At 39.5% G+C, this 25,086-nt stretch carries 22 protein-coding genes and 2 pseudogenes; 3 read left to right on the top strand and 21 right to left on the bottom strand.

Going from position 1 to position 25,086, the window contains the following annotated elements; all coding sequences use genetic code 11:
* Positions 1 to 63 precede the first annotated feature (63 nt).
* From G7083_RS07215 to G7083_RS07185, 7 genes are read right to left on the bottom strand one after another with little or no spacing between them, the layout of a single operon-like run.
* Positions 64 to 609, bottom strand: coding sequence for a hypothetical protein (locus G7083_RS07215; RefSeq protein WP_166014168.1), 546 nt, complete (start codon positions 607 to 609; stop codon positions 64 to 66).
* A complete protein-coding gene (locus G7083_RS07210; RefSeq protein WP_166014167.1) occupies positions 590 to 1,063 on the bottom strand; it encodes a hypothetical protein in 474 nt (157 codons plus the stop codon). Before G7083_RS07210 ends, G7083_RS07215 begins: the two co-directional genes overlap by 20 nt.
* The gene (locus G7083_RS07205; protein ID WP_166014166.1) at positions 1,041 to 1,739 is read right to left on the bottom strand and encodes a hypothetical protein; all 699 of its coding nucleotides are present in this window, start codon (positions 1,737 to 1,739) and stop codon (positions 1,041 to 1,043) included. The genes G7083_RS07210 and G7083_RS07205 overlap by 23 nt, the downstream gene beginning before the upstream one ends.
* Positions 1,736 to 2,038 (bottom strand): type III secretion system inner rod subunit SctI, encoded by a 303-nt coding sequence (gene sctI, locus G7083_RS07200; protein ID WP_166014165.1) that lies wholly within the window; start codon positions 2,036 to 2,038, stop codon positions 1,736 to 1,738. The genes G7083_RS07205 and sctI overlap by 4 nt, the downstream gene beginning before the upstream one ends.
* The gene (gene sctF / locus G7083_RS07195; RefSeq protein ID WP_166014164.1) at positions 2,038 to 2,331 is read right to left on the bottom strand and encodes a type III secretion system needle filament subunit SctF; all 294 of its coding nucleotides are present in this window, start codon (positions 2,329 to 2,331) and stop codon (positions 2,038 to 2,040) included. Before sctF ends, sctI begins: the two co-directional genes overlap by 1 nt.
* 10 nt (positions 2,332 to 2,341) lie before the next feature.
* A complete protein-coding gene (locus G7083_RS07190; protein ID WP_166014163.1) occupies positions 2,342 to 3,382 on the bottom strand; it encodes a hypothetical protein in 1,041 nt (346 codons plus the stop codon).
* A complete protein-coding gene (locus G7083_RS07185) occupies positions 3,342 to 3,770 on the bottom strand; it encodes a winged helix-turn-helix domain-containing protein (protein WP_166014162.1) in 429 nt (142 codons plus the stop codon). Before G7083_RS07185 ends, G7083_RS07190 begins: the two co-directional genes overlap by 41 nt.
* Positions 3,771 to 4,381: 611 nt before the next feature.
* Here G7083_RS07185 and G7083_RS07180 point away from each other — a divergent pair.
* Positions 4,382 to 6,958, top strand: coding sequence for a hypothetical protein (locus tag G7083_RS07180; RefSeq protein WP_166014161.1), 2,577 nt, complete (start codon positions 4,382 to 4,384; stop codon positions 6,956 to 6,958).
* 126 nt (positions 6,959 to 7,084) lie between these two features.
* Here the strand turns inward: G7083_RS07180 and G7083_RS07175 are convergent, their stop codons facing one another.
* The 13 genes and pseudogenes from G7083_RS07175 to priA all read right to left on the bottom strand — a co-directional run bounded on the left by G7083_RS07175 (position 7,085) and on the right by priA (position 22,623).
* Positions 7,085 to 10,003 carry a hypothetical protein gene (locus G7083_RS07175; protein WP_166014160.1) on the bottom strand — a complete coding sequence of 973 codons (2,919 nt, stop codon included), beginning with the start codon at positions 10,001 to 10,003 and terminating at the stop codon, positions 7,085 to 7,087.
* Between the two features lie 55 nt (positions 10,004 to 10,058).
* Entirely contained in the window at positions 10,059 to 11,090 is a 1,032-nt protein-coding gene (locus G7083_RS07170; RefSeq protein WP_166014159.1) for a hypothetical protein, read from the bottom strand.
* A 5-nt stretch (positions 11,091 to 11,095) separates the two neighbouring features.
* Complete coding sequence (sctE, locus tag G7083_RS07165) at positions 11,096 to 12,649, bottom strand: type III secretion system translocon subunit SctE (RefSeq protein WP_166014158.1); 1,554 nt, start codon at positions 12,647 to 12,649, stop codon at positions 11,096 to 11,098.
* Entirely contained in the window at positions 12,649 to 13,110 is a 462-nt protein-coding gene (locus G7083_RS07160) for a tetratricopeptide repeat protein (protein WP_166014157.1), read from the bottom strand. The genes sctE and G7083_RS07160 overlap by 1 nt, the downstream gene beginning before the upstream one ends.
* A 24-nt stretch (positions 13,111 to 13,134) precedes the next feature.
* Complete coding sequence (locus tag G7083_RS07155) at positions 13,135 to 14,178, bottom strand: IpaD/SipD/SspD family type III secretion system needle tip protein (RefSeq protein WP_166014156.1); 1,044 nt, start codon at positions 14,176 to 14,178, stop codon at positions 13,135 to 13,137.
* 393 nt (positions 14,179 to 14,571) lie between these two features.
* A complete protein-coding gene (locus tag G7083_RS07150) occupies positions 14,572 to 15,045 on the bottom strand; it encodes a hypothetical protein (protein WP_166014155.1) in 474 nt (157 codons plus the stop codon).
* Between the two features lie 114 nt (positions 15,046 to 15,159).
* Positions 15,160 to 15,519 carry a hypothetical protein gene (locus tag G7083_RS07145; RefSeq protein ID WP_166014154.1) on the bottom strand — a complete coding sequence of 120 codons (360 nt, stop codon included), beginning with the start codon at positions 15,517 to 15,519 and terminating at the stop codon, positions 15,160 to 15,162.
* 362 nt (positions 15,520 to 15,881) lie between these two features.
* Positions 15,882 to 16,205: a hypothetical protein gene (locus G7083_RS07140; protein ID WP_166014153.1), complete on the bottom strand. Its 324-nt coding sequence runs from the start codon at positions 16,203 to 16,205 to the stop codon at positions 15,882 to 15,884.
* A 481-nt stretch (positions 16,206 to 16,686) separates the two neighbouring features.
* Complete coding sequence (locus tag G7083_RS07135) at positions 16,687 to 17,508, bottom strand: hypothetical protein (RefSeq protein WP_166014152.1); 822 nt, start codon at positions 17,506 to 17,508, stop codon at positions 16,687 to 16,689.
* A gap of 210 nt (positions 17,509 to 17,718) precedes the next feature.
* Positions 17,719 to 18,120, bottom strand: a complete 402-nt coding sequence (locus tag G7083_RS07130) for a hypothetical protein (RefSeq protein WP_166014151.1) — start codon at positions 18,118 to 18,120, stop codon at positions 17,719 to 17,721.
* A 236-nt stretch (positions 18,121 to 18,356) separates the two neighbouring features.
* Positions 18,357 to 18,922 (bottom strand): annotated as a pseudogene (locus G7083_RS07125) (SPOR domain-containing protein).
* A gap of 161 nt (positions 18,923 to 19,083) precedes the next feature.
* Positions 19,084 to 20,090, bottom strand: a pseudogene (gene cytR / locus G7083_RS07120) (DNA-binding transcriptional regulator CytR).
* 328 nt (positions 20,091 to 20,418) lie between these two features.
* Positions 20,419 to 22,623, bottom strand: coding sequence for a primosomal protein N' (gene priA, locus G7083_RS07115; protein WP_166014150.1), 2,205 nt, complete (start codon positions 22,621 to 22,623; stop codon positions 20,419 to 20,421).
* Between the two features lie 253 nt (positions 22,624 to 22,876).
* Between priA and rpmE the strand changes: the two genes are divergently transcribed.
* Both rpmE and G7083_RS07105 read left to right on the top strand, forming a co-directional pair.
* The gene (rpmE, locus tag G7083_RS07110) at positions 22,877 to 23,095 is read left to right on the top strand and encodes a 50S ribosomal protein L31 (protein ID WP_166014149.1); all 219 of its coding nucleotides are present in this window, start codon (positions 22,877 to 22,879) and stop codon (positions 23,093 to 23,095) included.
* A 279-nt stretch (positions 23,096 to 23,374) separates the two neighbouring features.
* Entirely contained in the window at positions 23,375 to 24,652 is a 1,278-nt protein-coding gene (locus tag G7083_RS07105) for a malic enzyme-like NAD(P)-binding protein (protein WP_166014148.1), read from the top strand.
* 109 nt (positions 24,653 to 24,761) lie between these two features.
* On the opposite strand, the gene metJ is transcribed toward G7083_RS07105, so the two are convergent.
* Positions 24,762 to 25,079 (bottom strand): met regulon transcriptional regulator MetJ, encoded by a 318-nt coding sequence (gene metJ, locus G7083_RS07100; protein WP_166014147.1) that lies wholly within the window; start codon positions 25,077 to 25,079, stop codon positions 24,762 to 24,764.
* Positions 25,080 to 25,086 lie beyond the last annotated feature (7 nt).

Genomic DNA, 25,086 nt, shown 5'->3' with positions numbered 1-25,086 from the left:
AAATTTCATCTTCACTTCGATAAATATCAATCAGAAGACCTCCAGAATACTTTAAATATAATCCTAGTGTGGTTTTTTCATTTTGACATGTTCTAGGGTAGCTAAATTTTTTTGTTTGCAAACCCTTAACTCCCTAACTATATCATTTTCAAGACATTCGATGTCTATTGTTTTATTTATGCCTCGAAACGAAATATCAAATACTCGATCATCAATAGTTTCATCATAAATTACATTTAGTTTTTTACCAATAATTTCTAAAATGTTTTTTGAACTTGTTCGACAAACTATATCACTGATGGATGCTCCGGTATCGATATCTTTCATCAAAAGGCTTTTAATAAATTCGGCATTACATTCAAAATCAACCGTGATATCTCTCAATGACTCTTCAATTTTAATACAAGTTTCATTGACAATCTCACATACTAATTTTTTTGAAAGTTCATTATAAAAATTTATTATAAAGTCTCTTTCCGAATCAAGCTGTGCCCTTTCTTTTTTTAATAGAGCATTCAATCCCATATCGACAACTTTAATATAAGATTTATACAATTCGATAGTTACTTTGTCACTTTCAAAGTCTTGATCAGATATAGTCTTTAACATAGTTTTCTAAACCTTTAGTTAATATAATTTCATTAAGGCAATCAATTTCTATCGTCTTATCAAAATTAAAATTACTATTGCTAACTAATCTATTCGCTTCAAGTTCCGAGATCAGCTGATGTTGATAACACCATATAATTATTTGATTATATGAAACAGCGACATCAAGTTTAAGCGTTCGTTTAGCTAGCATTTGTGAATATAATGCTAAAACCTTTCTTCGATCAAACATTGGAATTTCATTCATTAGGTATGAACAATTACCACCCGTCGTATTAATTATTGCAATTAAACATATGATTTGATATAGAACTCGATACTCTATACATGAATAATTATCTATCGATAAATTATCCTCATAATTAATCACAGCAAACTTATCTAATAGCCCATTTTCCAATAGAAATTCATTATATTCAGAATTATATAATTTATAATTTTCTGGATTTTGCATGAACTCGATAATCTTTAATCTTCGAGATAATAAATTTTCCATTGCTGAATAAAACACCCAAAAGAATAGTTAAAAATAAAGCAAAAACATAATAAATCCAATTGCTATCCTTTTGACTTAAAAGGACTGGATTAAAGGATTTTTTGTAAAAACTTACCGAAACATTAGCAAAATCAACATCGCCGAACCCATTAACAATCATAGACCTAATGCTTTCTTTAAAATCTTCGCTTACCTCTAGAGACTCTTGATGAACAACTATTACAGATGCCTTTTTATCTTTACTATCGTAGGATAAATCAACACTAGCGGTGATTACTCCAGGAATAGTCTCAATAGAACTTTTTAACTGGCTACTAACACCAAATAAGAGCCTATTTTTTTCAGAAAAAGGGCTTGCAACCAATTCACCAACTGGAAAAAGATCATTCATTGTTACATTTGATTCACTTGGCATGCGATAAAATGAAAGTAAATTGATTGCTCGCAATCTATCTTCACTACTAACACTTATTGTAAAGCCATCTTTATTTTTGTTTGATTTTGGAATAATCCCATTATCTATTAACATTGACTCAATTCTTATGGATTCCTGTGCTGACACATTAAAAACAATATCATTTTGTTTACAGCCAAACAAAAAAAACATAAAAATAACAACGAGTATATTTTTCACGATTTCACCAATGTATCGACCGCCTTAATTCCACTTTGCGCTATTTTTTCAAATAAAGAGATATTGAGGCTATAATCTGCCATCATCGCTTGTACTTTCGCAAGAGAGGCAGGATCAGAGATCAAAGTTGGATCACTTAATGCATTATTGATGCTTAATTTTACATCTTGCATTACCGATACCTTATTAGATACAGCTTCGATAAATAAAGAGTCTATTGAACCTATATCATTTGTATCCACTTTACTGATAATTAATGGTTCTTTATAAACCTCAACTCCTTGAATTGATTTAACCATTAGCCAATATTCCTTACTATACTTTGGTCCAAGTCTCGATAAGACTTTACTAGGTTAGAAACAAATTGTTTAAACGTCGTATAGTCAGCTTGTGCTGCTTGAAAACGAGCAAGAGCACCAGGATCAGAGGGATTAGCACTAATATCAGCCAAAGCTTTATCTAATGCCTCTTGAAGATTAACAAGCTCTTGATCATAACCCAAAACTACATCATGCAAAGTTCCATGATCACCCGGTAATTCTGATGGAGTAGTCGCAAAATTTGTTGTTATTGAAAATGTACTGATTGACATAACGCTCTCTTTATATTTGGTAACCACTTAGGGTTTTAATTACAAATCCATTGTTGTTTTTAAGTATAAACTCAAATGGTACAACTTTTTCATCTTCTAGGATAACATTAAAATCAATATATCGATTACCCCAGCGTTGAAAAAAAACCCTAACATCGTTATTTATTGAATCAAATTTAATATTATTAGACTTCAAATTAATCTGGATTAAACTAAAGGTTAGAAGTTTACTATCAATCTTATCCAATCCATATTTATCTGCTATTCTATTATAATCAGAATACATGTTATCAATATTTTTAACTTGAACATCAATTGAATCGATCCATCGATTGAATTTATTTAAAATAACCTCTTCATATTGGTATTGTTCAATTTCAAAAACATAAATTCTTAAAGTTACCTTACCTTTTTTCTCATTATGGATGATATCAAAATTAATAAAATTCAAGTTTGCTTGATTCAAAAATTCTGTTATTTCATGTCTTAATCTTGTTTCTACGATAAAATCACCATCTGCTAATTTACTTACATCATGCTTCATTAAGTGAAATTCATTAACAAACCATAAATTATGATTTTTTTCACTCATAACTTTAAATAGCGCTAGTGAAATAAGACTAATCAGCATTACAAACAACAGAATAGAGATAAACATTTTTTTAGTTATTTTCTGTCCAAATGATAAATTTTCAATCACTTGAAGGTCTTCAACACTATTGACTGCCATTGAAAATGGAATAGATGAAAAACTTAGCTTCTTTACATTATAAAGAGAAAAATCCATACTTCCTTGAATAGGAATCGTTTCAATTTTTCCATCTTCAAAGAAGAAAACAGCATTTATATCATCTTCAGTATTAAGATTTATTAGCTCTTTTTCTTTATTAACTGTTAATATAAATTCCACATCACTTCTAATTAAAAAGTCAGTAGTTTCGTACTCTTCTACTTTCTGTTCTTTATAAAAGATAAATCTAACTTGATCTTCTACATAAATTGTTTCATGTTTAAGTGGACCGTCCAGTAGATGTACGTAACACGTCTTCATAACTATATACTCTTACTTTTTTAAAGTTTTTATTAAGCATCGAATTAGAACCAAATCGACTTTTATTAAAAGTATATGGCTCAACAGTTAACTTGTAACCAAATCTTGGCACTGTGCTGATGATATCTTTTTTCTTATCTTTTAATGCATTCCTTAGGTTCTTTATCGTTTGATTGATTGTTTCATCAAATACATAGGTACCAGCCCATACTTCTTCAGCAATTTCTTTTCTAGAAACATTATTGGGATACCTTTTAATCAAAAGCATTAAGAGGCTTGATTCTTTATATCGTAATTTTATTTCATTTCCACTTGAGTCTGTAATACTATTACAACTTTCATCTATAGTTAACTTTTCATTAACAACATTTAAAACATACATAATCATTACATGTAACTCCATGGATCGATATAGCTTAGATCTTATTCACCACTTCAGAGACTGACTTTTAATGCTTTATTACTAGAAACACTATTGAAATTATTCTAGCCAGATTAGCACAAAAAAAAAGTGAAATAGAGTGATTTGCCTCTTTTTGTAAAAAAACACCCTACAACTGTACAAAATACAATCAGATCAAAAAACAACCAATAGAAACAACACAACCTTTACTACCAATCAATTAACATGGCCAAATCCGTAAGAATCATCCTACATGAATTGCTAGCGTACTGTATCACACCACCACAATATTCATATACACACATAATAACGAATTCTGCTTACTCATTACAAATAGCAACTTAAGATAGGTATCTGTTCCCAAATTACTTGGAGTTACAGGTGGTGAAAATCAGTCCTATGAGTATAGACAAACCATGTGACTGCAGTGAACAAGCGTAGCCAACACCGCCGCAGTTTTAAGTAGGTAGGTTATAAGCAATGAGGTAATAAATAAAATATTATGAAAGCCTCTATTTTTTAGACGATATTCAATTTATGTTCGATGAGATTTTATATAATGAGTTAATACCATATCAATAAACAGGACATATAATATGCCACATTATAAATCATATAGGATAGATAGTACTAATAGATTGAATCAAGGTAATTTAAGTAATAAAAGAAAAGATACTCTTACAACAACAAGGGTATCGAATACTAATGATAGAATAACCACACTAGGAGGTAATGAAAATATTATTGATAGCACACCATTACCTATTGTCCTAGGTAATGAAGATGGTAATATTTTAACACATGATTTATCTGTAGTTATAAGCAGACTTAATCAACATCTAAATAATTCAATTAAAATAAAAAAAATTGATGCTACATTAAGTAGAATGAATACATTACTGAATAGTAGTAGTGATGAAAAAATAAATCCGCATGACTTAGGATTATTATCGTTATATATGAATAAACTCTCAGGATTATTACCTAAAGGAGAGCTAAAAGAACTCGTAAAACTCATTAACATTCAGTTAGAAGCTAGCTGGGTAAAAATGAAAAGCGATCAGCATCTTATAAAAAGAATGACTGAATTGCAATTTATGAAACAAGCAGATGCAGCATTTAAAAGCACCACTAAACTGGGTGTAAATATTGGCTGTGGTTCAGGTGCCAAAGTTAATTCGACAGGTCTAAACACCAGTATTAGCGCAGGATTAGAGACTGAAATCACCCACAATACATTTATTGATGATGATAAAACTATATTTTCACAACATATCTCGTCAAGTTCAATCAATGGCGGTGCTGACTTTGATTTTACAGCAGCAAATTTGAATGCCAAAGCAAAAGTAAAATATGAAAAGATAATACAACAGGAGTTTTCATCTCTCGAACATTTGGCAAAAAATGAAAAGGTTAAATTTTCATTATCTAAAATGAAACACTCTTTCATCGACAAGCTATCACTAAAATCCCGAAAAACTTTGCATCAGGCTCAGCAAGAGGCTTACAGCACATCGCTGAGATTAAATGACTTAATGCAATCTGTCCTTGGTTTAAATTCGGATGTTTTTTGTATAAAACCCGTCCATATGCTCACTAACATCGCGAATTTAGACGCCACTTCGATCGATCTAGGAGCTAAAACAAATGCCGGACTAAAAGATCTTGAAGCTGCGGTAGAAGTTTCAGCCAACCAATCTATAACTCTGCTAGGAATCAAAGCCGAGGGGTATCAACATTTTATACAAGACCTGAATCGAATCAGTCAGCTGCCTCGTGAGTTTTACATTAAAATGAAAGGTGAAATTGACTCTGATAATAGTCGAAAAAATTTATTACATCTGCTGAGTGTGTTAGAGAGAGATGTACTCAATTATAATAGTGTTGTAAAAAGATACGATGGTGAAAAATTAAACTTAAATGCTAATTCACATTTGAAACAAGCTTTAAAAGCCGAAAAGCATAGCATAGAAGATCGATGGTCTGCGATCGGCCGACATCAATTTTTGCAGCATGCTGCAGCCAGCCATGCATACATCGTACAAAATTTAAACCAACCAGAAATTGAAGATACCGATATCATCGATCGTTGTGAGGCATTAATATACAATCCAGACTTCTCATACTCAGCTCAAAAGTTAAGAAAATTAACAACATTACCTAATGTTCTCAATTTAAAATTAATTGACAATAAATCTAGCTTTGGTTTATCTGTCGGACCTTTCTCAGGAAAATTAGAAATTAATCATCGTGACTTTAAACATTGTAGCCGAGTCAAAGATGGCAAGTTTATACAAGTTGTTATAACCGGTCAGGCATCAGGAGCCTTAAGTATGTTAAATTTTGAGCAACTTAAAACCAAAATAACTGAGACATTAACCAGTCAAGGGCTGGGAGAGCTTGTAGGTTCATTGACTTTTACTCCTGATATGTTCGGCAATATAGCGGTATCCCATACAACTCGCTGGTTTAAACCTAATTATAGCCAACATGATAGTTTTCCTGGTAGTAAAGGCTGGAGAAAACAATTTACTCGGAGTGCTCTTACCCAAACGCTAGGCGGAGAGATTAGTGCTTCTGGTGGTGTAGGGGTTGTTTTAGGTGCCAATCTAGGTTTAAGTAAAAGTAAAACCAATATTATTAGTGAGAATATTGGAACGAATGATTTAACATGTAGCATGATGCGTTTTAACCATGCTTATACTAGCCATGGATCAACAATCCACAACCCTGAGTGGGATGAGTTCTTTGAACAAAACAAGCATAACTATATTGAATTATTTAAAAACATCTCCGAACAACAAGGTTTATTAGCCAAGGAAGTTGATTACTTTTTTACTGAACTAATCGATCGGGCTAACGATACAGACAAAGCCGAAATTATAGCTTTAAAAGAAAATTTCTTCTCATCGATGAAAAAAGTCAATGAACAGCCCTTTAATCAAACTGTCTTTAATGAGGCGAGAGAGCATTTCGAAACCTTTTTAGAAAAACAAGTTTCTCCTTGGCTTGACATTATCACTGAAAAGTGGTGGAAACCAGATGTTTATAAACAAAACACTCTCAGTGCTAATAAACTGGGAACCAAAGTATTAAGAGTCCTTAATTTGCATCCAAGGGATAAAGATAATCAAGAGAAAGACAAACCATTAGTTGAAGTTTCTCGATTATAAACAAATCATTAATTTAATATTGATAGAACAATAACTTTCTGTTTAATTAGTTTATCGAAGATACCAAGGATGGCTCTCAGTAGAGAGCTATCCTAAGGTAATGTGACTTGTATTATTTACTCATCACTAACTAGTTTTATATCCTTTAGCACTCTCCACTAGTAAATGACTTAATTGTTTCGATACATTTTTTGCTTCACCGATCAATGAGGTTTTCACTGCTTGTGCTCCAATATTGAGTGAACCATATTGTTGAATAAGCTCCTTACTCGTTAACTCATTGAGATTTAGTGTTTTCTCTAAGGCCGCACTAGCTGCATTTAATTTCGCATTCGTTGAACGATCAGGCTTTAATGAAGCATCCTCAACACCCGTTTGAGTCACTTTTACAGCCTTTTTCGTTACGACAGAATGCGGCTTTACATCAGTGGCCTCAATAAATCCATCTTGATCAAGCTTAAAGGAAACTTCTACCGATCCAGACTGGGTAACTTTTAAGGCCTGTTTTGCCACTGAATGCAACTTAACATCCGCTGTTTCAATAAATTGATTGGCATCAACTAGAGATGACTCTTGCTGAGTTGTTTGGCTTGCCGCATCTGTTGCATCACTACCAGTCGCCTGGCTAGACGGCATAACTAAAGTCGCGACTGAAGGCCTAGCTAGCGAGACATTCAATGTTGAAACAAATTGTGGAACTTTAATTTTAGTTACCGGTTTTTGCTCGGCAGCAACAGCACCAGAGACTACTGATGCTGATAGTTGAGCTGCCTTTAACAAATCGGTTAGAGAAGTTGCAACTTTCTTAATTACACTCAGCAAAGACGCTGGTAAAGATTGACTAGAATCAGCAGTATTCAATAATCCAACTAAACGACCATTGATCTGCTCAAGTCGATTAAGCTGAACAATATCACTGTTTGTTAGATAATCTTCCGCTTCCGCAGTTAAGCGTTTCAATTCAAAACGCATAGGACCTGATGACGTAACCGCTTGGTGTGCTTGTAATCCATCAACTAAGCTTGCTAAAACGGCTTTCGCTTGCACATTCAGGGCTGCTAATGCTTTTACTGGTGTGCCGAGATCAATTGATTGCTCAGTGGCCACATTTACTGTTTGATCAGTCGATAGTGCAGGCTGATGCACGACTGTACTGCTCACAATAGATTGTGGCGTTTGCTCACGCACGGTTCTGCTCGCCACCGATGCCACTTGCGCTGCGGATGTTGTAGATTGGCTCGCTGTTAACGTGTTTAGTAATGCACCAGAAACACGCTTCACTCCAGCAATCAGATCACTCGCTTCTGCGCTAGAGTCTGGCTCTAGCTCCTTGGTTAGTTTAGCTGACGCTTGAGCTAATCTCATTTTGGAAGAAGCCGACTGAGCAAGCTCTTCACTGCTGGCTAAAAATGTAGAAACATGCCCTGGCACGACTTTAGCAGCCACTGCAATTGTTGATTGAGCCGCTTGCAGTGCATCAAATAAGGTTCCTGAAACACGCTTAGCTCCCTCAACCAAAGTCTGCGAGCTTGTCTGAGAAATATTCAACACACCAGTTAAGTTAGCCGTTGCCTTCGCTAATCTAATCTTGGCAGAATCTGGCTGAGGCAATGCTTCATTACTCGCTGAAAGTGTTGAAACTTGTGTTGGTGTTACTTTAGCGGCCACAGCTTGAACATCAGCAGTTGTTCCAGTTGTTCCAGTTGTTCCAGCAATAGATTGAGCCACTTGTAATGCCGTAACTAATTTTTCTGAAACTACTTTCGCCTTCGCAGCCAAAGGATTTATGCCTGTCTCGCTGGTATCTAACACACCAGCTAAGTTAGCTGCAGCCTCAGCTAATCGAGCGCTGGATGGCATAGTTTGCACCACCTCTTCACTACTCGCTAAGAATGTTGGCTCCTGTGCAGTAATGAGTTTAGCCGTCGTTGAATCATCATCTGGTGAAGCTGAAGATACTGCATCATTTAATGATTGCGTCACGCCCTCTTCCACAGCTGGTGTTTGAGGAGAGGCTTGCTGAGCCGATTGGTTATAATACTGACCTTGATTATTAGAAGTTGGAGTAAATACAGGATTAAAAACCGGATTAAATGTTGGATTAAAAGTAAAGCTCGGCATCTCAGGAACGCTTGGAGTGCTTGCCTGAGAGCCATAGTGATAATGGGTATGATAATGGGTATGTTTAGCGCCGTAATCTTTTAGAGCCTTTTGAATCGGTTCACTTGATGAGCGTCTTGGTAATCCATCTACCTCATCACTACTTGGTGGCGGTAAATCTGTCGCTTGAGCCAATAGTAGAGGAAGTCTTCTCAGCAGATCTAGGTATTCGACGTAGCCATTGAATCCCGTTGATGTTGCATTGATAAATGCATCAATCGATGACTCCACTAAACCAGGATCAAGATCGGTAATTTTCGCACATAATTGGCTGGTAATTTCAACCGCAACACTTTCAAAGTGATGCCTTGCTTCCTGTCCCTCAGGAATTTTAAGAAACAGCTCAAGAACCTCTTCACCTAGCTGACTGACTTGCGCTTGGAAAGAGACTTTATGTGATGATTTGGTATCGTTAATCGCCTTTGTGATTAAACGCTCAAATTTTTCCATCACGCTGTTTAATTGACGCTCTGTAAATAGTCCTTGGCCTGTTTCGCTTTCACTACAACTGATAAGTTGACCAAGCAAACTATTAATCGTACTTAATTCTCGAATATTTTCCGCAAGTTCAGGAGCCGCCGATATAGCCATATCGCGCAAATCTTCAACTGTCATAGAAGCACGTAAATTAGCAACTAATTGATCTATTTTTTGATTAAATGGTCCTTTATCTAATTCAGCACCAATATCACGCTTAGCTTGTTGTAATAACCCTTCACTTTTCGCTTGATTTAATGTGCTGCTTGCAAAAGCAGCATCAGTGACATCAACACTAATATTATGAATGCTGGCAGATAATTCTTGTCTTTTTTGGTCGGTTTTATTTATAATTTGATTTCTTAAAGTGCCTGTACTAGACACTCGTATATTGTTGCTAATTGGCATAGACACTCCATAATAAAAATAAATGCCATACTAAGATGGCATTATTATCTTAAAACTAACGAATACTGCTGGATACTGAACTATATAACTGTGATTGAGCATTAGTTAATGCCACAGCTGAACGCAACGCTTCTTGCAATGCTTCCCGCATTTGATTAGCTAAATCTTCATTCTTTTCCTGAGTTTCAGTCAACGTTTGCATGGATGTTTCAGTTAAGTTCTCTGCGGCTTGGTTCTGCGCATTCATAGCTTGAGTTGAGCCATCAATCACACCACTAACCGTCTGACCTGCACCCTGAATTGCCATACCTTTGACTTGATTTAAATCCGTTTTACTTCTTGCGATATCATATCGCGAATTATCACTCGCAATATCCTGCTCAAGATTAGCAATGGATTTTTTCATTTCTAATCGAGTATTAACATCCGATGCCGGCATAGCATCGAGTGTCGATTTATTCATATCTAAAGTGAGCTTTTTCTGTGGTAGAGTGTTACCTAAATCCACCATGTCTTTTTTGGCAGCATTAGTATTTTTAACTAATGATGCTGTACCAATACCACTAACGGTAGCCCCTAAGACAGCTGAAGAGATCCCCATCGCCATCGCTTCGCGACCTTTAGTAACGATATTATCTCGGTGAGCCACACTCACTTTTTCACGTAGGCTAACCAAAGATCCAGTTAAACTTTTTAGATTATCCCGCATTTGTTCAAATACTTCTTGCAGCATTAGAAACAAAGAAAAACCACGATCAAATAAATTCATTACAAACGCTGGAGATTGATTATGTGCCATTTCCATCGCTGTGTTAAATTGCTCAGACCCAAGATAAGCACTAGCTTGTTCAAAATCAGCTTTATGCTGCGATACCACCTCAGGTGTAGTGCTCACAGTTGATTTAACCTGCTGCTTCAAAATTTCTGCACTAAGATTAGATTGATCAACTAATTTTTCACCGTTAATTCTGGCCGATGTAAGAGTGTTAACCTCTTCGCTCATTGCTTTAGCTGAGCTTTCCATATTATCTGCAAGAACAAGACTAGCTAATTTTGTAGTATCACTAATATTTAAAGTTGGATTCATTTTAATTACACTCCTTTACTTGACATATTTAAAATATGCTGTGCAGTTTGTTGTTCTTGGGCCTGTGCGTTTAAAGCAAACTCCATCATATCATTCGAGCGTTCAATCATATTTGATAAGCTGGATTGTGATGATTTTAACAGATCACCATTACTATTCATTTGGGCAAACATCGCTTGTAATTTTTCGTGTGCAAGAGTGGCATTATAACTAAAGGTTGAACTAGCCACACTGGCACTGCTGCCCACGGCAGAGCCACCCAAAGCCACCGATTGCTGAACAATACCGATTTTGGCGGAAGCAATTTTCTGTGCCGCGGCTAAGGTTTCATCAGCCATCCGCTCAGCCTTTTTTAAAGCCTCAGCAACGGTATCTCCACCATCAATTGCTGTTTTAAAGGTTGTCGAAAAGCTGCGGTTAACTTGGCCTAAATTAACTTTACGCATTAATGAAACGGTAGCTTCATCCAAACTTGATGTAATATTTTTGCCAAACGCCTTAACCACACCTGGGGTCATTTTTGATAAAGCGTTAAACATACTATCACTCATTTTGGATAAGAACTGTTTAATCATGGTGGCGTTCTTTGCAATCAATACACTGGCAATGACCGCTGCAACAATGGTGACTAAAGCTAATACAGTACCAGCAATATTTGCTGCTGCCTCGTCAGCACCAAGCGCTTGAAGAAAATCACTAATAATACCGCCTAAGCCTTCAATCATAGGCATAATCACATTATCCATTAGTGGAGAGAGGATCCTATCGGTTAATGATTTCTCACCCGCCGCTTGTAATGCAGAATCGACCACCAATAACGCCACACCAATGCCCGCCATTAAAATAGCGCTCGCGCCACCGGTCACGACAGCTAGTGCCACACTGATTACGGTTACCAAAACCGATACAATTTGCATCACACATGAAGCCGCCTTTTGCGCTTCTTCCGCTTTGGCTTGCTGCTCAGTAAATTCAACTTCATTTTTTTGAATTGACTGCATGTTCAGTTCTGAAGTGCGTAATTGATGCTCACGGTTAGATTCAACTTGGCGAATCGCATCTTCAGTAATTAAAGCCGACATTGCACTCATAATACCGGTTAAAATTGAGTGGTGATCTTTAGTGGAAACCAAAGAACTTAACGCAAAACCCGGTGGAATATCTTGTGGTCTTGGTGGAGTTGGTGGGTCTAATGGTTTAGAAGGATCTGTCTCTTCCAAATCTGCACCACCCGTTTCTGAACTAGAACCATCGCCAGATTTCATTAATGGTGAGTTAGATTCATTATTTTTCTTATTAATTTTCTTTGTTTCTTCCGTACTAACCTCACTCGATGCACTATTAGATAGAGTAGTAACATCTTGTGGTACACCATGTTTTTGAGCTAACAACAGCTCTGCTTTTTGGCTCATAAGAGCCATCGTTTTCTGGTGTTGTTCCGTTCCAACTTTAGATGCTTTTTCAATCGCAAGTGATTTAATTTTAGCATCAACCCCAGTAAGACGATTTTCTAAAGATCGTGCTACTGAATTACTGCTTAGACTACTGGATTCAATCATTATATTTTCCCCTCATTCATAGAGTCGATAAACATTTCCGCCATCGTGGTTAAATCTTTTGAATGATTATCTTTAATCACCACTTCAAAACAATGTCTGGCTTTAGCATATTTTCGATCAAAAAAATTACATTGCCCCGCATAAAACATGGGGCGAGAATCATTTTTCTGTACCATATGGCCAGCAGCATAAATATCTACGGCCTTACTGTAGAGTTTCTTCTTTTGTAAAACTGCGCCAAGGCCCAAGATATAATCAATATTGGTACTATCTAATAAGCACAGATGCTGAAAAAACTGCTCTGCTTCGTTTAATTTGCCTTTATCATAAAAATCACAGGCTATGGCATGTAAATTATTAACGTCATCATCTGAGATCCCAGCTTGTTCTTTGATTGACTTACCATTAAACAGCGGAACAAGATTTTCAAAGTTTGCAAAAATTTCTGATATATTTTCCATATTTAATTTCACTATTTATTGTATCTATGCTAGAAAGCCCTTATTAGCATCAGCATTAGCTTGCATAAAAGTACTTAATAATTTGGTAAAGTTATCTTGCTGTGAAATCGTTCGTTGATACTTCTGAGCACCGGTTTGCATATTATTAGCATACTGCTCACCGATCGATTTAAATGCGGTATCAAAAGATTGCAGTTGATAAGTTGTTACTTCCGCATTCTTTGATAGAGCAAAAACTGCTTCATTTAAATTATTGATTAAATCCAAGTCGACAAATAGATAAAAGCCACCGCTACCATCCTCTTTATTAACTAAGATTAACCCGGTACCTTCGATTAATTCTCGAGCTTTCGCTTCATCCGCAGCTGAAAATTGAATATTTTTCAATCGAATCGCAATGCTATCTCGTGAATTAGGATAACCAGGATTAGTCTCGGTAAATGTTCTTACTAAATTATCGACGGCTGTTTTTAACTCTGTCATGTCCAGAGTCATTGCCGAGCCATCTTTATTTGGCACACCATTACTGATCATTTTCGTAACCACGGTATTCAACTCAGAAAATGCAGCATACATATCAGCCAAGATTTCTGCCACTTCCTGATAAGGGGTCACATAGGAAGATTCTACATTTGCGATTAAATCAAAGATTTTATTATAAATTTCATCATCCGGTTGAACTTTCTGACCATTTTCCTGCTCGCTGTAATTTACAAGTAGCTCATCGACCACCTCTCTTAATTGAGTGCTATCAATTGAATCGACGTGTACGTTCACTCGCTGCCCAGCCACCTTAGATTGCTGGACAATACGCTGAATATCAGTACCTTCAATAAAGCCTACTCCATCCATTTCCATGGCATGTAAATCACTGACCGCATAAGCAATACTGACTAATTCTTCAGCACGTTTCATCCTTTGTTCGCGAAGATCTTGTTTCGCATTTAGCTGCTCAATCAATTGATATAATTGGCTGGTTAACGCCACACTTTTGGTTTGTGCATCAAAACGGTGAGCCGCAGCAGTACTTTCGAGTACAGCGGTATTGGGATCGAATGTTAGGTTCATCAAGCATCTCCTTTTTAGCCATATTCTATGCAAATCAAGCCAGATTGCACACAAAATAAAGCTATATTAATCAATGCGTTAAACAAAAAAACAACCAACAACACCCGTTTCACATTTATTCATAAATTTGACTAAATGAATAGCATTTAATCGAGCTAGCTAACGTAATTTGGCGGATTAAGGCCAGTCACTTAAAGAAGTTTGGTGATTAGCATTGTTGATAAAAAATCTTTAGCGTGTAGGGAAATACATCGAGATAGGTAACTGAGGTCAATGGATGAAGATCAGAAAAATCATTGATAAAGAGAGATATTTTTATAAAAGCACTTACAGCAACCAAATTAGTTCTGATGGCTGTAAGTGTTTGTGTACTAATGATGTATTAACTACATCTTATTCATCACCAAAATGTACTCGATTTAATTTTGGTAAACTTTTCGATGTCACCAAGATCGACTTCAGTCCATTTCCATCCACTTTATCTACATCAGGCATACTGCTATATAATGGATTGTGGACTACTTCATGTCGCTTTGATGGTGGTAATTGTGCTACATCTGGAGATTGATTAGGCTCATAATTATCCACTGGTGGTCTTGGAGGCGGTTCTGTTGGCGCAGGAGGAACGATTTGGCCATTAACCATAAGTGGTGATTGTGCTGGACCAGAAGATGGAGGCGGGATTCTCTCACCTCTAAAAATGATCGTATTTAATTGTTCTGGCTTTGCTGCCTTAATAACCATTCTATTGTCGGCACCACTTCTTTGATCTGTATTTTTAACACTGGTAATATTAACTGAGCCAGAACGTGAATGAAGATGAATAATAGATCGTAAGGAAACGCTAGAAATAGTTGGTGCTTTCATAAATATCACTATAAATTATATGATAAAAATAAAACCAACCCCTTAATTAGAATAATGGATTGGTTTTAATATGACTAATCAATACAAGATAAATATCTAAATAGTAGATTTAGATTATTTTTTGCTTTCCATTTGTAGTTGCGTTTGTTGCTGCATGGCAAGCGTGGTTTGATCTTGTTCTTTAACACCATAAGCAGCTGTACTTAAACCCATTATGGAAACTAGATTGCCAGCTATAGTGAGCGCTTTACTATCCATCATGGTTCCAACTGCAGAAACACCTACACCTGCGGCTGCAATCATTAACCCATCAAATGTCTTCTGTCCGGAATAAGTCATTGGGCGTTGTTCTGATGATTGACAAACATTTACAATAGCATCAGCAATTTTATGACCGCTATCACTATCATTTGAGCGTTGCACTGACGATAGTTGTGATGCTGTTGACGTTGAACTTACATTAGTAATTGGCATTTTTTAAACCTTAATTGATATTGTGTAATATTTATAACCCAAGCTTGTTCTTGGCTGTAGTGAAGTAATGTGATATTTGGTTAATTTACATTCAAGTAAAACATAGGCATGAGATGCAAACGATTGCTCGATGATTAAATAAAAATTTATCCATGATAAAATATTAGCATTATCAGTTATCGCGATTCAGCAAGATGATGTTCAATGAGTGGGGGGCTTATTACTAGGCCACAAAAAATCCCAATAAGAACTGGGCAACAATGCGATTGGGATAAATAAAGATTTTGAATGTTAAATTTAAAGTCGAATAGGCATTAAATGACTCATCCTACTAACTAATGTTCAAATACTCTAAGTATACATTATACGATACAATCATCAGGATCACTGGAATTCCATTTGCAGTTGGTTACCGGTTTAGTCTGACTCATTTTAGATGGGCAATTTTTCTGTGATTTTTCACACTGCCCAGGATTTTTTTTGCATCCAACATAGGTGACCATTTTGGAAATATTTATTTTTTCTGGTAATTTAAACTCATGGTTAGGCATTAGGTTCACATTCAGATCAAGCACCACACTATGAACACCAGTAAAATTAATCACAAACTCTGATCTGAGTGCTTCAGAGTCTTTTTTTTCGGGAAAAAAAACCTCCCGAGTTAAATCATTAAAAAAAATACTCAACGACCACCTCTGCTTAACATTGACACAAATAGATAGAGTCAGACATTAGGTTGCTATTATGATGATTTTTCTGCTCGGTCAAAAATCAAACCAAGCAATTGATGTTTAAATAGAGAATCTACCTACAGCAATATAAGTTATGTGTTAGAAATAAATATCAATCACTGAATATCATGCCTTATTATTTCAAACTAGAAATTATACTGATCTCTAAATCATACACCCTGAAAATTGTTACAGAATTATGACATATAACTTTTTTTTACACTTATAAAATATTATGAAACACATGACCTATTACTCGGCTTAAATTTATTAAATTTCACATTTAAGTCTTAACATTACGATGCTTATGAGACTTTTTTGAACAAATCCATAAAGCATAGAATTGGTTAAAAAAAAGTAGGCATGAGATCAATGGTTGTGATCTCAATACCTACTCTTTGGTATCATTATCATGTTTAAACTGATTTAAGATCATTTAAAATGGGGCACTAAACTCCACCACACTCAATTTTCTCGCTGCTGACTGTTGGCTTTTTCTTTCAGCATAATGAATGGCATTATTGACAATCATTTGTAAATTCAACTGACTAGCAGAGCCATCTTTCATGGGGAAAAGCTGATTAGCTTGACAATAAGCAAAGAGCTGTTGATTAAGCACGTGATACATCTGATCTTCCGTCTCAGCTAAAAACTCACTCCTCATTTCTTTAGTAAGGAATGAAAACATATCTTTTTTATCTAAATTTACTTTGACAGCAGAAAGTAAAGCACTAGCTCCAGCAGAATTAGGCAAGCAATTAAAATAACTTTCTGCACGTTGTTTGGCATCTTTGGCCAACTGATGTATTTGCTGTGTTGTTTGCTCATTAACTAAACCACGATGAATTAAATCTTGTACTTTTGCATGACAGTGCTCATCAATACAGCGTGCTACATAACAGATAAAATGCTGAGAGACTTCAACATCTTTGGGCTTAACCTGATTAATCACCGCTGCACAAGCTTGTTCAATGGAAACGGTACTATTTTTAAAGCAAGCGATATCTTCAACTCTTTCTAGCTGTTTAGAAATCAAGCTAGAGATTTGTTTTTCAACAAATGTTGATTTAACAAAGCCTAAATAATCTCGTGCAGTGGCTAACGTTGCCATACGCTGATCATATGGACTATTTTTAACTGAGCTAAGTATGTCACTCATTTTTTGGATAGTTTTCTCTGATAAGCTTTTATTATCAGCCTTAGCAAGTATTGCACCTTCTAAGGTCTGTGTACTGACATTTATTTTCACGGGAAGCAAAGTAAACTCCTTATTATTATATTTTATTAGATATTGTAAGTCGTTATTTATGATGAATTATATGATTAATCACATTACTACAACAACCAAGTACAATATCATGGGATGATTAATGTTCTTGGTTAATGACATAGCGTAATTTAATATTTAGCTTAATTAATTGGTTGATAAAACCACTTTATCAACCAATTAATTTATCGCTAGTCTAAATTAAGTACGAATAAACAGACGGTGTTTATGGTCTTTATCCTTTGCATCTTGTCGCATTAGTTTTGGACGTTCATCACTAGAAGTTGCATCATCTTCCTTTTTAACACCAACTTCCATAGTAGCTCCAAAACCTAGCACTTCAACACCTACAGCTACAGTTACCTCTTTCCCATCTTTATTAATGTCAATTTTTCCTTTACCACCAGGAGTCAAGATCTCAAGATTAAATTTTCTAAATTTAATTCGACCATCAACACTATCAAATCCCGGCTGTTCACTAGATGCAGCGACACTAACGACACTGGCACCTAAACTGGGGGCAGAATGTGAGCGCACTAACGTTGGATGCTTAACTGCGGTTAAATCTGGTAATGATGAAGAGCGTGAAATAGTAGGTAACATCGTCTGATTCCTATATTAATTTTTATTGGAAGCAGAATATAATATTACTCGGTGGATTTGGGTTGTGAATTGTTATGATTTTTAACGGGTTATGCAAGGCAAGCAAGCACTGGAGCAGGATCCACGTGTAGGGGTAGCACACTCAGAGAAGCCAAAAAAGCATGATAGCTGAGTGCCAAGTTTCATCCATCCAGCCTAGTTCGATTAACGTCAAAATTAAGCTGGATGGGTAGGGATTATTGTGCCTCAGTCCAGATCGCACATGGCTCAATTTTGGCACGCTGTAATTTGTGCTTATCTCGCTCGGCATCACGTTTAAATTTGTAAGGCCCTAGAACCACACGATACCAACTGCTGTCGGCTTTTTTACGAATTTGGCTACTAATGCCTTGAAAAGCGATATCCAGTTTACGTGCTTCGGCTTGTGCCGCAGTTTTATACGCACCACACTGCATTACGTAAGGCACCTTAGAGACTGGTTGCGGTTTGGGTACTACCGCAATCTCTCGGTTGGGCAGGGAATCGACGTAATCCCATTTCTCCAGCGGGGGCAGCGGTAACGGTTTGCTCACATTAGATTGGTGATTGGGGGGGGGTTAGTGGTTTGGGATTGGCTGGGAGCGGCTGATGGCTTAGCTGCAGGTTGTGGATCATTACTGAGCTGATACAACCCATAACCAAATCCCACCACTAGCACTAACGCCACCAAACCACTACGCCAAGGTTTACCGCGCGGTGGTGCTTTCTTGCGGGTCGCAGCTTTAGTGCTCCGACCGCCTCTTACATAATCTCGATTAGCCACGTCATTATTCAAATTTCACAAAATTTACCGACATATTAATGTAGATCGTGACCAGATAATAGCGTTATAGCGCAACAACTTATGGTGGAGTGCCAACGCTCGAGCCGCGACTGCCACACCGTCAGCACCTAGCTACATGACTACTTCATTTGCCTTAATCGCTATTTTTTATTGGGCGGAGCCGCACTCTCACGCACCACCAGCTTAGTATCCAATAAACGAGAACCAGCGCGCACATCATGGCCACGCAACAGTTCCAGCATCATCAACATCGCTTGACGACCAATTTCATAACGCGGTTGAGAAATCGTGGTCAGGGGGGATCACAATATTGCGAAAATTGAATATCGTCAAAACCGACCACCGACAAATCTTGTGGTACCCGCCAACCTAAGCGTTTCGCTTCTTGCATCGCACCAATCGCCATGGTGTCGTTGTGACAGAAAATCGCGGTCGGCTGCTCTGGCAATGCCAGTAATTGACGTACCGCTTTAACCCCGGCTTCAAACGTGAAATCGCCAAACGTGCTGTAATTGGGCATCATCGGGATACCAGCGCGGCGCAATGCCTGTTGATAACCTTGCTGACGAAATTGGCATAACACCGCATGGGGCGGGCCTGAAATTTGTGCAATGCGTTTGTGTCCAAGTTGAGTTAAATAGTTCACCGCTTCAAAGGCTGAGGTGAGGTTATCAATATGCACGGTTGGCAACTCAAGTTCTGGGGCAAATTCACACGCCATCACCATCGGCGGCAGGTTTTTCTGCTCTGGCTTACTGACATCAAACGGCAGATCGGTCCCCAGTAGCACCATGCCATCCGCTTGTTTGGTCAATACCAAATTGACAAACGAGCTTTCCCGACGTTTCTGCTGACCACTGTCACCCAATAACACCAGATACCCTTGCTCCATCGCCGCATCTTCAATGCCACGAATAATCTCTGAAAAATAGGGATCACAGATATCAGGCACGATCGCCACAATGGTTTTTGACTCGTTACGGCGCAGATTACGCGCTAAAGAATTTGGTGAATAACCCGCTTCCAGCACCGCCTCTTCCACTCGCTTACGCGTCGAAGATGAGACTTTTTCAGGATTCATCAACGCACGCGATACGGTGGCGGTCGACACTCCGGCAAGCTGGGCAACATCCTTCATTGTCGCCATTTGTTTTACACCTCTTTGATTAAGTTGAATTAAGGGGTTACATCACACCGTTTACTGCCGGAGGGATGAGTTGAGTGTTATCTCACTCTAGTGTGCAACAATCTGGCGACACAAAATGTGCCGCGCCCTCGATAGCGGAAAAATCAGTCATTTGGGCCGCACGAAAACGATTCACTGGTGGATTTTACCGATAGTCTAAGCAATTCAGAACAGAAAGTTACGGCTGGATTAACATTTTTTGCATCGATGGCGTGATATGCATCACGACAATAAGCATTAATTTGCTGACAAAATTAACAATATTTATTCCCAATCGTGCTATTTTCGCCTAGCTCAAATCTTGTGGATCAAGATCAATCGACCAGCGCACTTTATTGGCCAACGGTAATTGCTGCACAGCCGGACGAGCACTGTGCAAAATTTTCTGCATCAGCGCACGATTAGGGGTTTGCAGCAACAGTTGCCAGCGGTACTTGCCGGCTCGTTTAGCCAATGGTGCAGGCGTTGGCCCAAGCAACATACACTCCTCATTAAACCAAGGGTTGCAGCGCAAAGTTTCTCGAACTTGCCGTAGAAAATCTTCAACTTGTACCGCTTGATTCGCCTCAGCTCGAAATAAACAGAGATAAGCATAAGGCGGTAATTGCGCCAGCTTACGTTCTTGCAAAGCGGTTAACGCAAAATGGTGATAATCCTTATGCAGCAGCGCTTGCAACAAACTGTGCTCTGGGTGATGAGTCTGCAGCACCACCTCACCCGGTTTGCTGGCGCGCCCCGCCCTTCCGGCAACTTGAATCAATAACTGTGCTAAACGCTCAGCGGCGCGAAAATCACTGCTGTACAGTGAACCATCGACATCAAGCAGTGCCACTAAAGTCACATCAGGAAAATGGTGACCTTTGGCCAGCATCTGGGTACCAATCAAAATTTGATATTCACCAGCACGGATCGCGCTCAATGCCGCTTCTAAGCTGCCTTTACGCCGAGTGCTATCACGATCAATGCGTATCGAGCGATATTCGGGGAATAAGTGCTGTAGTTGCGCTTCCAACTGCTCAGTGCCGACGCCAACCGTGACCAGCTGAGTTGAACCACAACCTTGGCATTGATGGATGACTGGCCGCTGCGATCCACAATGGTGGCAGCGCACTTCATCACTGTGTTGATGGTAGGTGTAATACGCATCGCAGCGCTGACATTCGGCGATCCAACCACACTCGTGACACATCAAGGCGGGCGAGAAACCACGCCGATTTAAAAACAACATCACTTGATTGCCCACGCTCAGATGTTGGCGCATTTGGGCAATTAATGGCGCAGACAAGCCGCTTTCCAAATATAAGCCTTTAACATCCAACACATGATTGCGGGTTGGCAGCGCATTACCTGCCCGCTGAGTGAGTTGCAGGTGATGATATTTGCCACTCAGTGCATTGTGCAGGGTTTCTAAGGCGGGAGTCGCCGAACCCAATACAATCGGGATCTGCTCAAGATGAGCACGCATCACCGCCACGTCGCGTGCGTGGTAGCGCAAACTATCTTGCTGCTTGTAAGAGCCGTCATGCTCTTCATCAACAATAATAATGCCCAATTTGGCGAACGGGGTCAGTAATGCCGAGCGAGTACCAATCACGATCCCTGCCACTTTATCGCGCGCCGCCAACCAAGCGTTGAGGCGTTCGCTATCATTCAACGCCGAGTGCATCACTTCAACCGGCACATTAAAGCGCTGGCGAAAACGGTTGATGGTTTGTGGGGTTAAACCGATTTCCGGTACCAACACCAAGGCTTGCTCACCGCGCGCCAGAACTGGCGCGATCAAATTAAGATACACCTCAGTTTTACCAGAGCCGGTCACCCCTTCCAGCAAAAAGCAGCCAAAACCTTGCAAGCTATTGACCGCAGCAATCACAATCGCCTGCTCTTGATTGAGCTTAGGTTTATCGACTTGAGCTTCCAGCTCTAATGGCCAAGGGCGTACGATCGGCTGACACTCCTCACACTCGATCCAGCCTTTTTCAACTAAAGTTTTGAGGGTTGTGCTACTCACCTCTTGATCCAGCAAGGCTTGGTGAGATAAAGCACCATGCTGCAACAGATGCAGCAGTTGCGCTTGCTTAACCGCACTGCGTTTCACACCTTGCATCAGTTGCTGTTGACCTTGCGCCGTCAAACGCCACTCTTTATGGCTGGTCAATTGTGCTGCCTTGCCCTTACGCAGCGCGCCGGGTAACGCATTGGCGTAAGTTTCACCGAGCGGATAGTGGTAAAACTGGCTACACCAATGCAGCAAGGTTTGCAGCTTTTCCGGCCACACCGGTGCAACATCCAATACCGCTTGCAGTGATTTGAGCTGTTCAATCGGAAAATCAGACTGATGGGTCAGCGATTGGACAATACCGACTAAGGTTTGCCGCCCAAAAGGCACTTGCACCCGTCCACCCAGTATCGGAAACAGATGGGCAGGGATCAGATAATCAAAAGATTTATCTAACGGAACAGGCAGACAAACTCGGGCAATGATTGGGCGCATTGGGGTCCAAAACAGCGAAAAATCAAACGGATCACAGTCTACTGGAAGCTTGGCAAAAATTCGACCCAGCCTTTTGGCGAAATAATCAGCGAGAGCGGTTGATCCTAACTGCGAGATTCATTACTATATCGCGCCTTACGGCATCCTAGAGGGTTAGCCTCTCTGGATATGCAAACTGGTTATTTTTAACACTACGTGTGGTGTCCGCCGATCATGATGCGGATGGCGACACGGCCTAAATTGAGGTTATCCCATGAAAGCTGGTATCCACCCAGAATACAAAGCAGTAAACGCAACTTGCTCTTGCGGCAATTCTTTCGTTTTCAACTCTACGCTGACCAAAGAATCTATGCACTTAGACGTATGTGACAAGTGCCACCCATTCTACACTGGTAAGCAACGTATCGTTGACACCGGTGGTCGTGTTGAGCGCTTCAACAAGCGTTTCGGCGCACTGTCTGCGAAGAAGTAATCACTGCTTACGCACGATTTTAAAAAGGACGCTACGGCGTCCTTTTTTCATCACTAACTCTGGTTCTACCATCCCGATTGCGACTGATAAGCCACAACAACATCCAATCGATTGGCAATTTTTTCTCCGCAATTCACATTTTGCTCAGTCTTATCAGCAAGATCGTGACTTTTTTTGTACGCTGTGCTTGGTTTCCAACCGAGGCAGGTTACAATCTCGCAGGTTATAATCTCTGCCTTACCTATTGTGATCTTTTCCATAAAATAAGAGAACAGCCCTATGTCCGATGACCATCACCTCACTGCAACGCCTGAACAACTGTTTCGCCAACGCGCGCTAAATTACCACGCTTACCCTACGGCAGGTAAAATTGGTATTGCGCTCACTAAACCGGCTGACTCCGCCGACGATCTCGCGCTGGCTTACAGCCCTGGAGTGGCCGAGCCAGTACGTGAAATTGCGCAAAATGTTGAAAATGTCTACAAATACACGGCGAAAGGCAACACGGTAGCCGTGATCTCAAACGGTACGGCAATTTTAGGCTTAGGCAATTTAGGGCCGATGGCCTCTAAACCGGTGATGGAAGGCAAAGCGCTGCTATTTAAACGCTTTGCTGGGTTAGATTCGATTGATATCCAAGTCAAACACCGCACTATCGACGAATTTGTCGACACGGTGGCCAACATTGCCGACACTTTCGGTGGCATCAACTTAGAAGATATCAAAGCACCAGATTGCTTTGAGATTGAACGCCGCCTCATTGAGCGCTGTGATGTGCCCGTCTTTCACGATGATCAGCACGGTACTGCGATTGTCACCGCCGCCGGTATGCTCAACGCGTTAGAGCTGCAAGGTAAGCAATTGAAAGAGTGTATCATTGTTTGCTTGGGTGCCGGAGCGGCAGCCGTGGCCTGTATGGAATTGCTGATCAAATGCGGTGCGATGCGTGAGAAAATCTACATGCTGGATCGCAAAGGGGTGATCCACACTCGACGGGACGATCTCAACCAATATAAAGCGCTGTTTGCCAATAATACCGACAAACGAACTCTGGAAGATGTGATTGCCGGTGCTGATCTCTTCTTAGGCGTATCCGGCCCGAACCTGCTACCGGCTGAAGCGCTAAAATTGATGGCCGACAAACCGGTGGTGTTTGCCTGTTCAAACCCCGATCCGGAAATCAAACCCGAGATCGCGCATCAAGTGCGCAATGATATGATCATGGGTACCGGACGCAGTGACTATCCCAACCAAGTCAACAACGTACTCTGCTTCCCGTTTATTTTCCGTGGCGCATTAGATGTGCGCGCCAGTGAAATTAACGTACAGATGAAATTGGCCGCCGTCGATGCGATTCGTCAACTGGCCAAAGAGCCAGTGCCAGCTGAAGTGCTGGTCGCCGCTGGAGTGGATAAGCTCAGTTTTGGTATTGATTACATTATTCCAAAACCGATGGATCCTCGTTTACTGCCACGCGTAGCCCGGGCAGTGGCGAAAGCGGCGGTGGATTCTGGGGTGGCGCGGATTGCTATGCCTAAAGATTATATGTTGGATTAAATCAGCCATCGCTGACTTATCCAGCAGCGCAGCAAAGGTAAAGCCCCTCAAGCGAGGGGCTTTTTGATCACGACTATCGTGCGCTTACGCGTATTCAGTGGCCGATCGATCACTCATCATAAGATTCGAACGCGATGCCCATTTCGGTCATCAAGCGCTTCGCTTCACTCGGAATATCATCCGGACGATCTTTACGCAGATCTTCATCGGTCGGCAGCGGCTGGCCAGTGTAGGCGTGCAAGAAAGCTTCACACAGCAGTTCACTGTTGGTTGCATGACGTAAGTTATTCACTTGACGGCGTGTTCTCTCATCAGTAAGCACTTTAAGAACTTTGAGCGGAATGGATACCGTGATTTTTTTTACCAACTCGCTTTTTTTCCCATGCTCTGCATAGGGGCTGATGTATTCGCCATCCCAGTCTGCCATTGCGCAC

This window comes from Vibrio sp. HDW18 (assembly GCF_011306175.1).
Taxonomy (GTDB): domain Bacteria; phylum Pseudomonadota; class Gammaproteobacteria; order Enterobacterales; family Vibrionaceae; genus Vibrio; species Vibrio chanodichtyis.
Note: the sequence above shows the minus strand (reverse complement) of the source record. Positions and strands in the feature narration are given on the sequence as shown.

Coding starts and splice junctions, on each gene's coding strand:
- G7083_RS07215 (WP_166014168.1), bottom strand. CDS start 609: ATGTTAAAGACTATATCTGATCAAGACTTTGAAAGTGACAAAGTAACT.
- G7083_RS07210 (WP_166014167.1), bottom strand. CDS start 1,063: ATGCAAAATCCAGAAAATTATAAATTATATAATTCTGAATATAATGAA.
- sctI (WP_166014165.1), bottom strand. CDS start 2,038: ATGGTTAAATCAATTCAAGGAGTTGAGGTTTATAAAGAACCATTAATT.
- sctF (WP_166014164.1), bottom strand. CDS start 2,331: ATGTCAATCAGTACATTTTCAATAACAACAAATTTTGCGACTACTCCA.
- G7083_RS07190 (WP_166014163.1), bottom strand. CDS start 3,382: ATGAAGACGTGTTACGTACATCTACTGGACGGTCCACTTAAACATGAA.
- G7083_RS07185 (WP_166014162.1), bottom strand. CDS start 3,770: ATGATTATGTATGTTTTAAATGTTGTTAATGAAAAGTTAACTATAGAT.
- G7083_RS07180 (WP_166014161.1), top strand. CDS start 4,382: ATGCCACATTATAAATCATATAGGATAGATAGTACTAATAGATTGAAT.
- G7083_RS07175 (WP_166014160.1), bottom strand. CDS start 10,003: ATGCCAATTAGCAACAATATACGAGTGTCTAGTACAGGCACTTTAAGA.
- G7083_RS07170 (WP_166014159.1), bottom strand. CDS start 11,090: ATGAATCCAACTTTAAATATTAGTGATACTACAAAATTAGCTAGTCTT.
- sctE (WP_166014158.1), bottom strand. CDS start 12,649: ATGATTGAATCCAGTAGTCTAAGCAGTAATTCAGTAGCACGATCTTTA.
- G7083_RS07160 (WP_166014157.1), bottom strand. CDS start 13,110: ATGGAAAATATATCAGAAATTTTTGCAAACTTTGAAAATCTTGTTCCG.
- G7083_RS07155 (WP_166014156.1), bottom strand. CDS start 14,178: ATGAACCTAACATTCGATCCCAATACCGCTGTACTCGAAAGTACTGCT.
- G7083_RS07150 (WP_166014155.1), bottom strand. CDS start 15,045: ATGAAAGCACCAACTATTTCTAGCGTTTCCTTACGATCTATTATTCAT.
- G7083_RS07145 (WP_166014154.1), bottom strand. CDS start 15,519: ATGCCAATTACTAATGTAAGTTCAACGTCAACAGCATCACAACTATCG.
- G7083_RS07130 (WP_166014151.1), bottom strand. CDS start 18,120: ATGTTACCTACTATTTCACGCTCTTCATCATTACCAGATTTAACCGCA.
- priA (WP_166014150.1), bottom strand. CDS start 22,623: ATGCGCCCAATCATTGCCCGAGTTTGTCTGCCTGTTCCGTTAGATAAA.
- rpmE (WP_166014149.1), top strand. CDS start 22,877: ATGAAAGCTGGTATCCACCCAGAATACAAAGCAGTAAACGCAACTTGC.
- G7083_RS07105 (WP_166014148.1), top strand. CDS start 23,375: ATGTCCGATGACCATCACCTCACTGCAACGCCTGAACAACTGTTTCGC.
- metJ (WP_166014147.1), bottom strand. CDS start 25,079: ATGGCAGACTGGGATGGCGAATACATCAGCCCCTATGCAGAGCATGGG.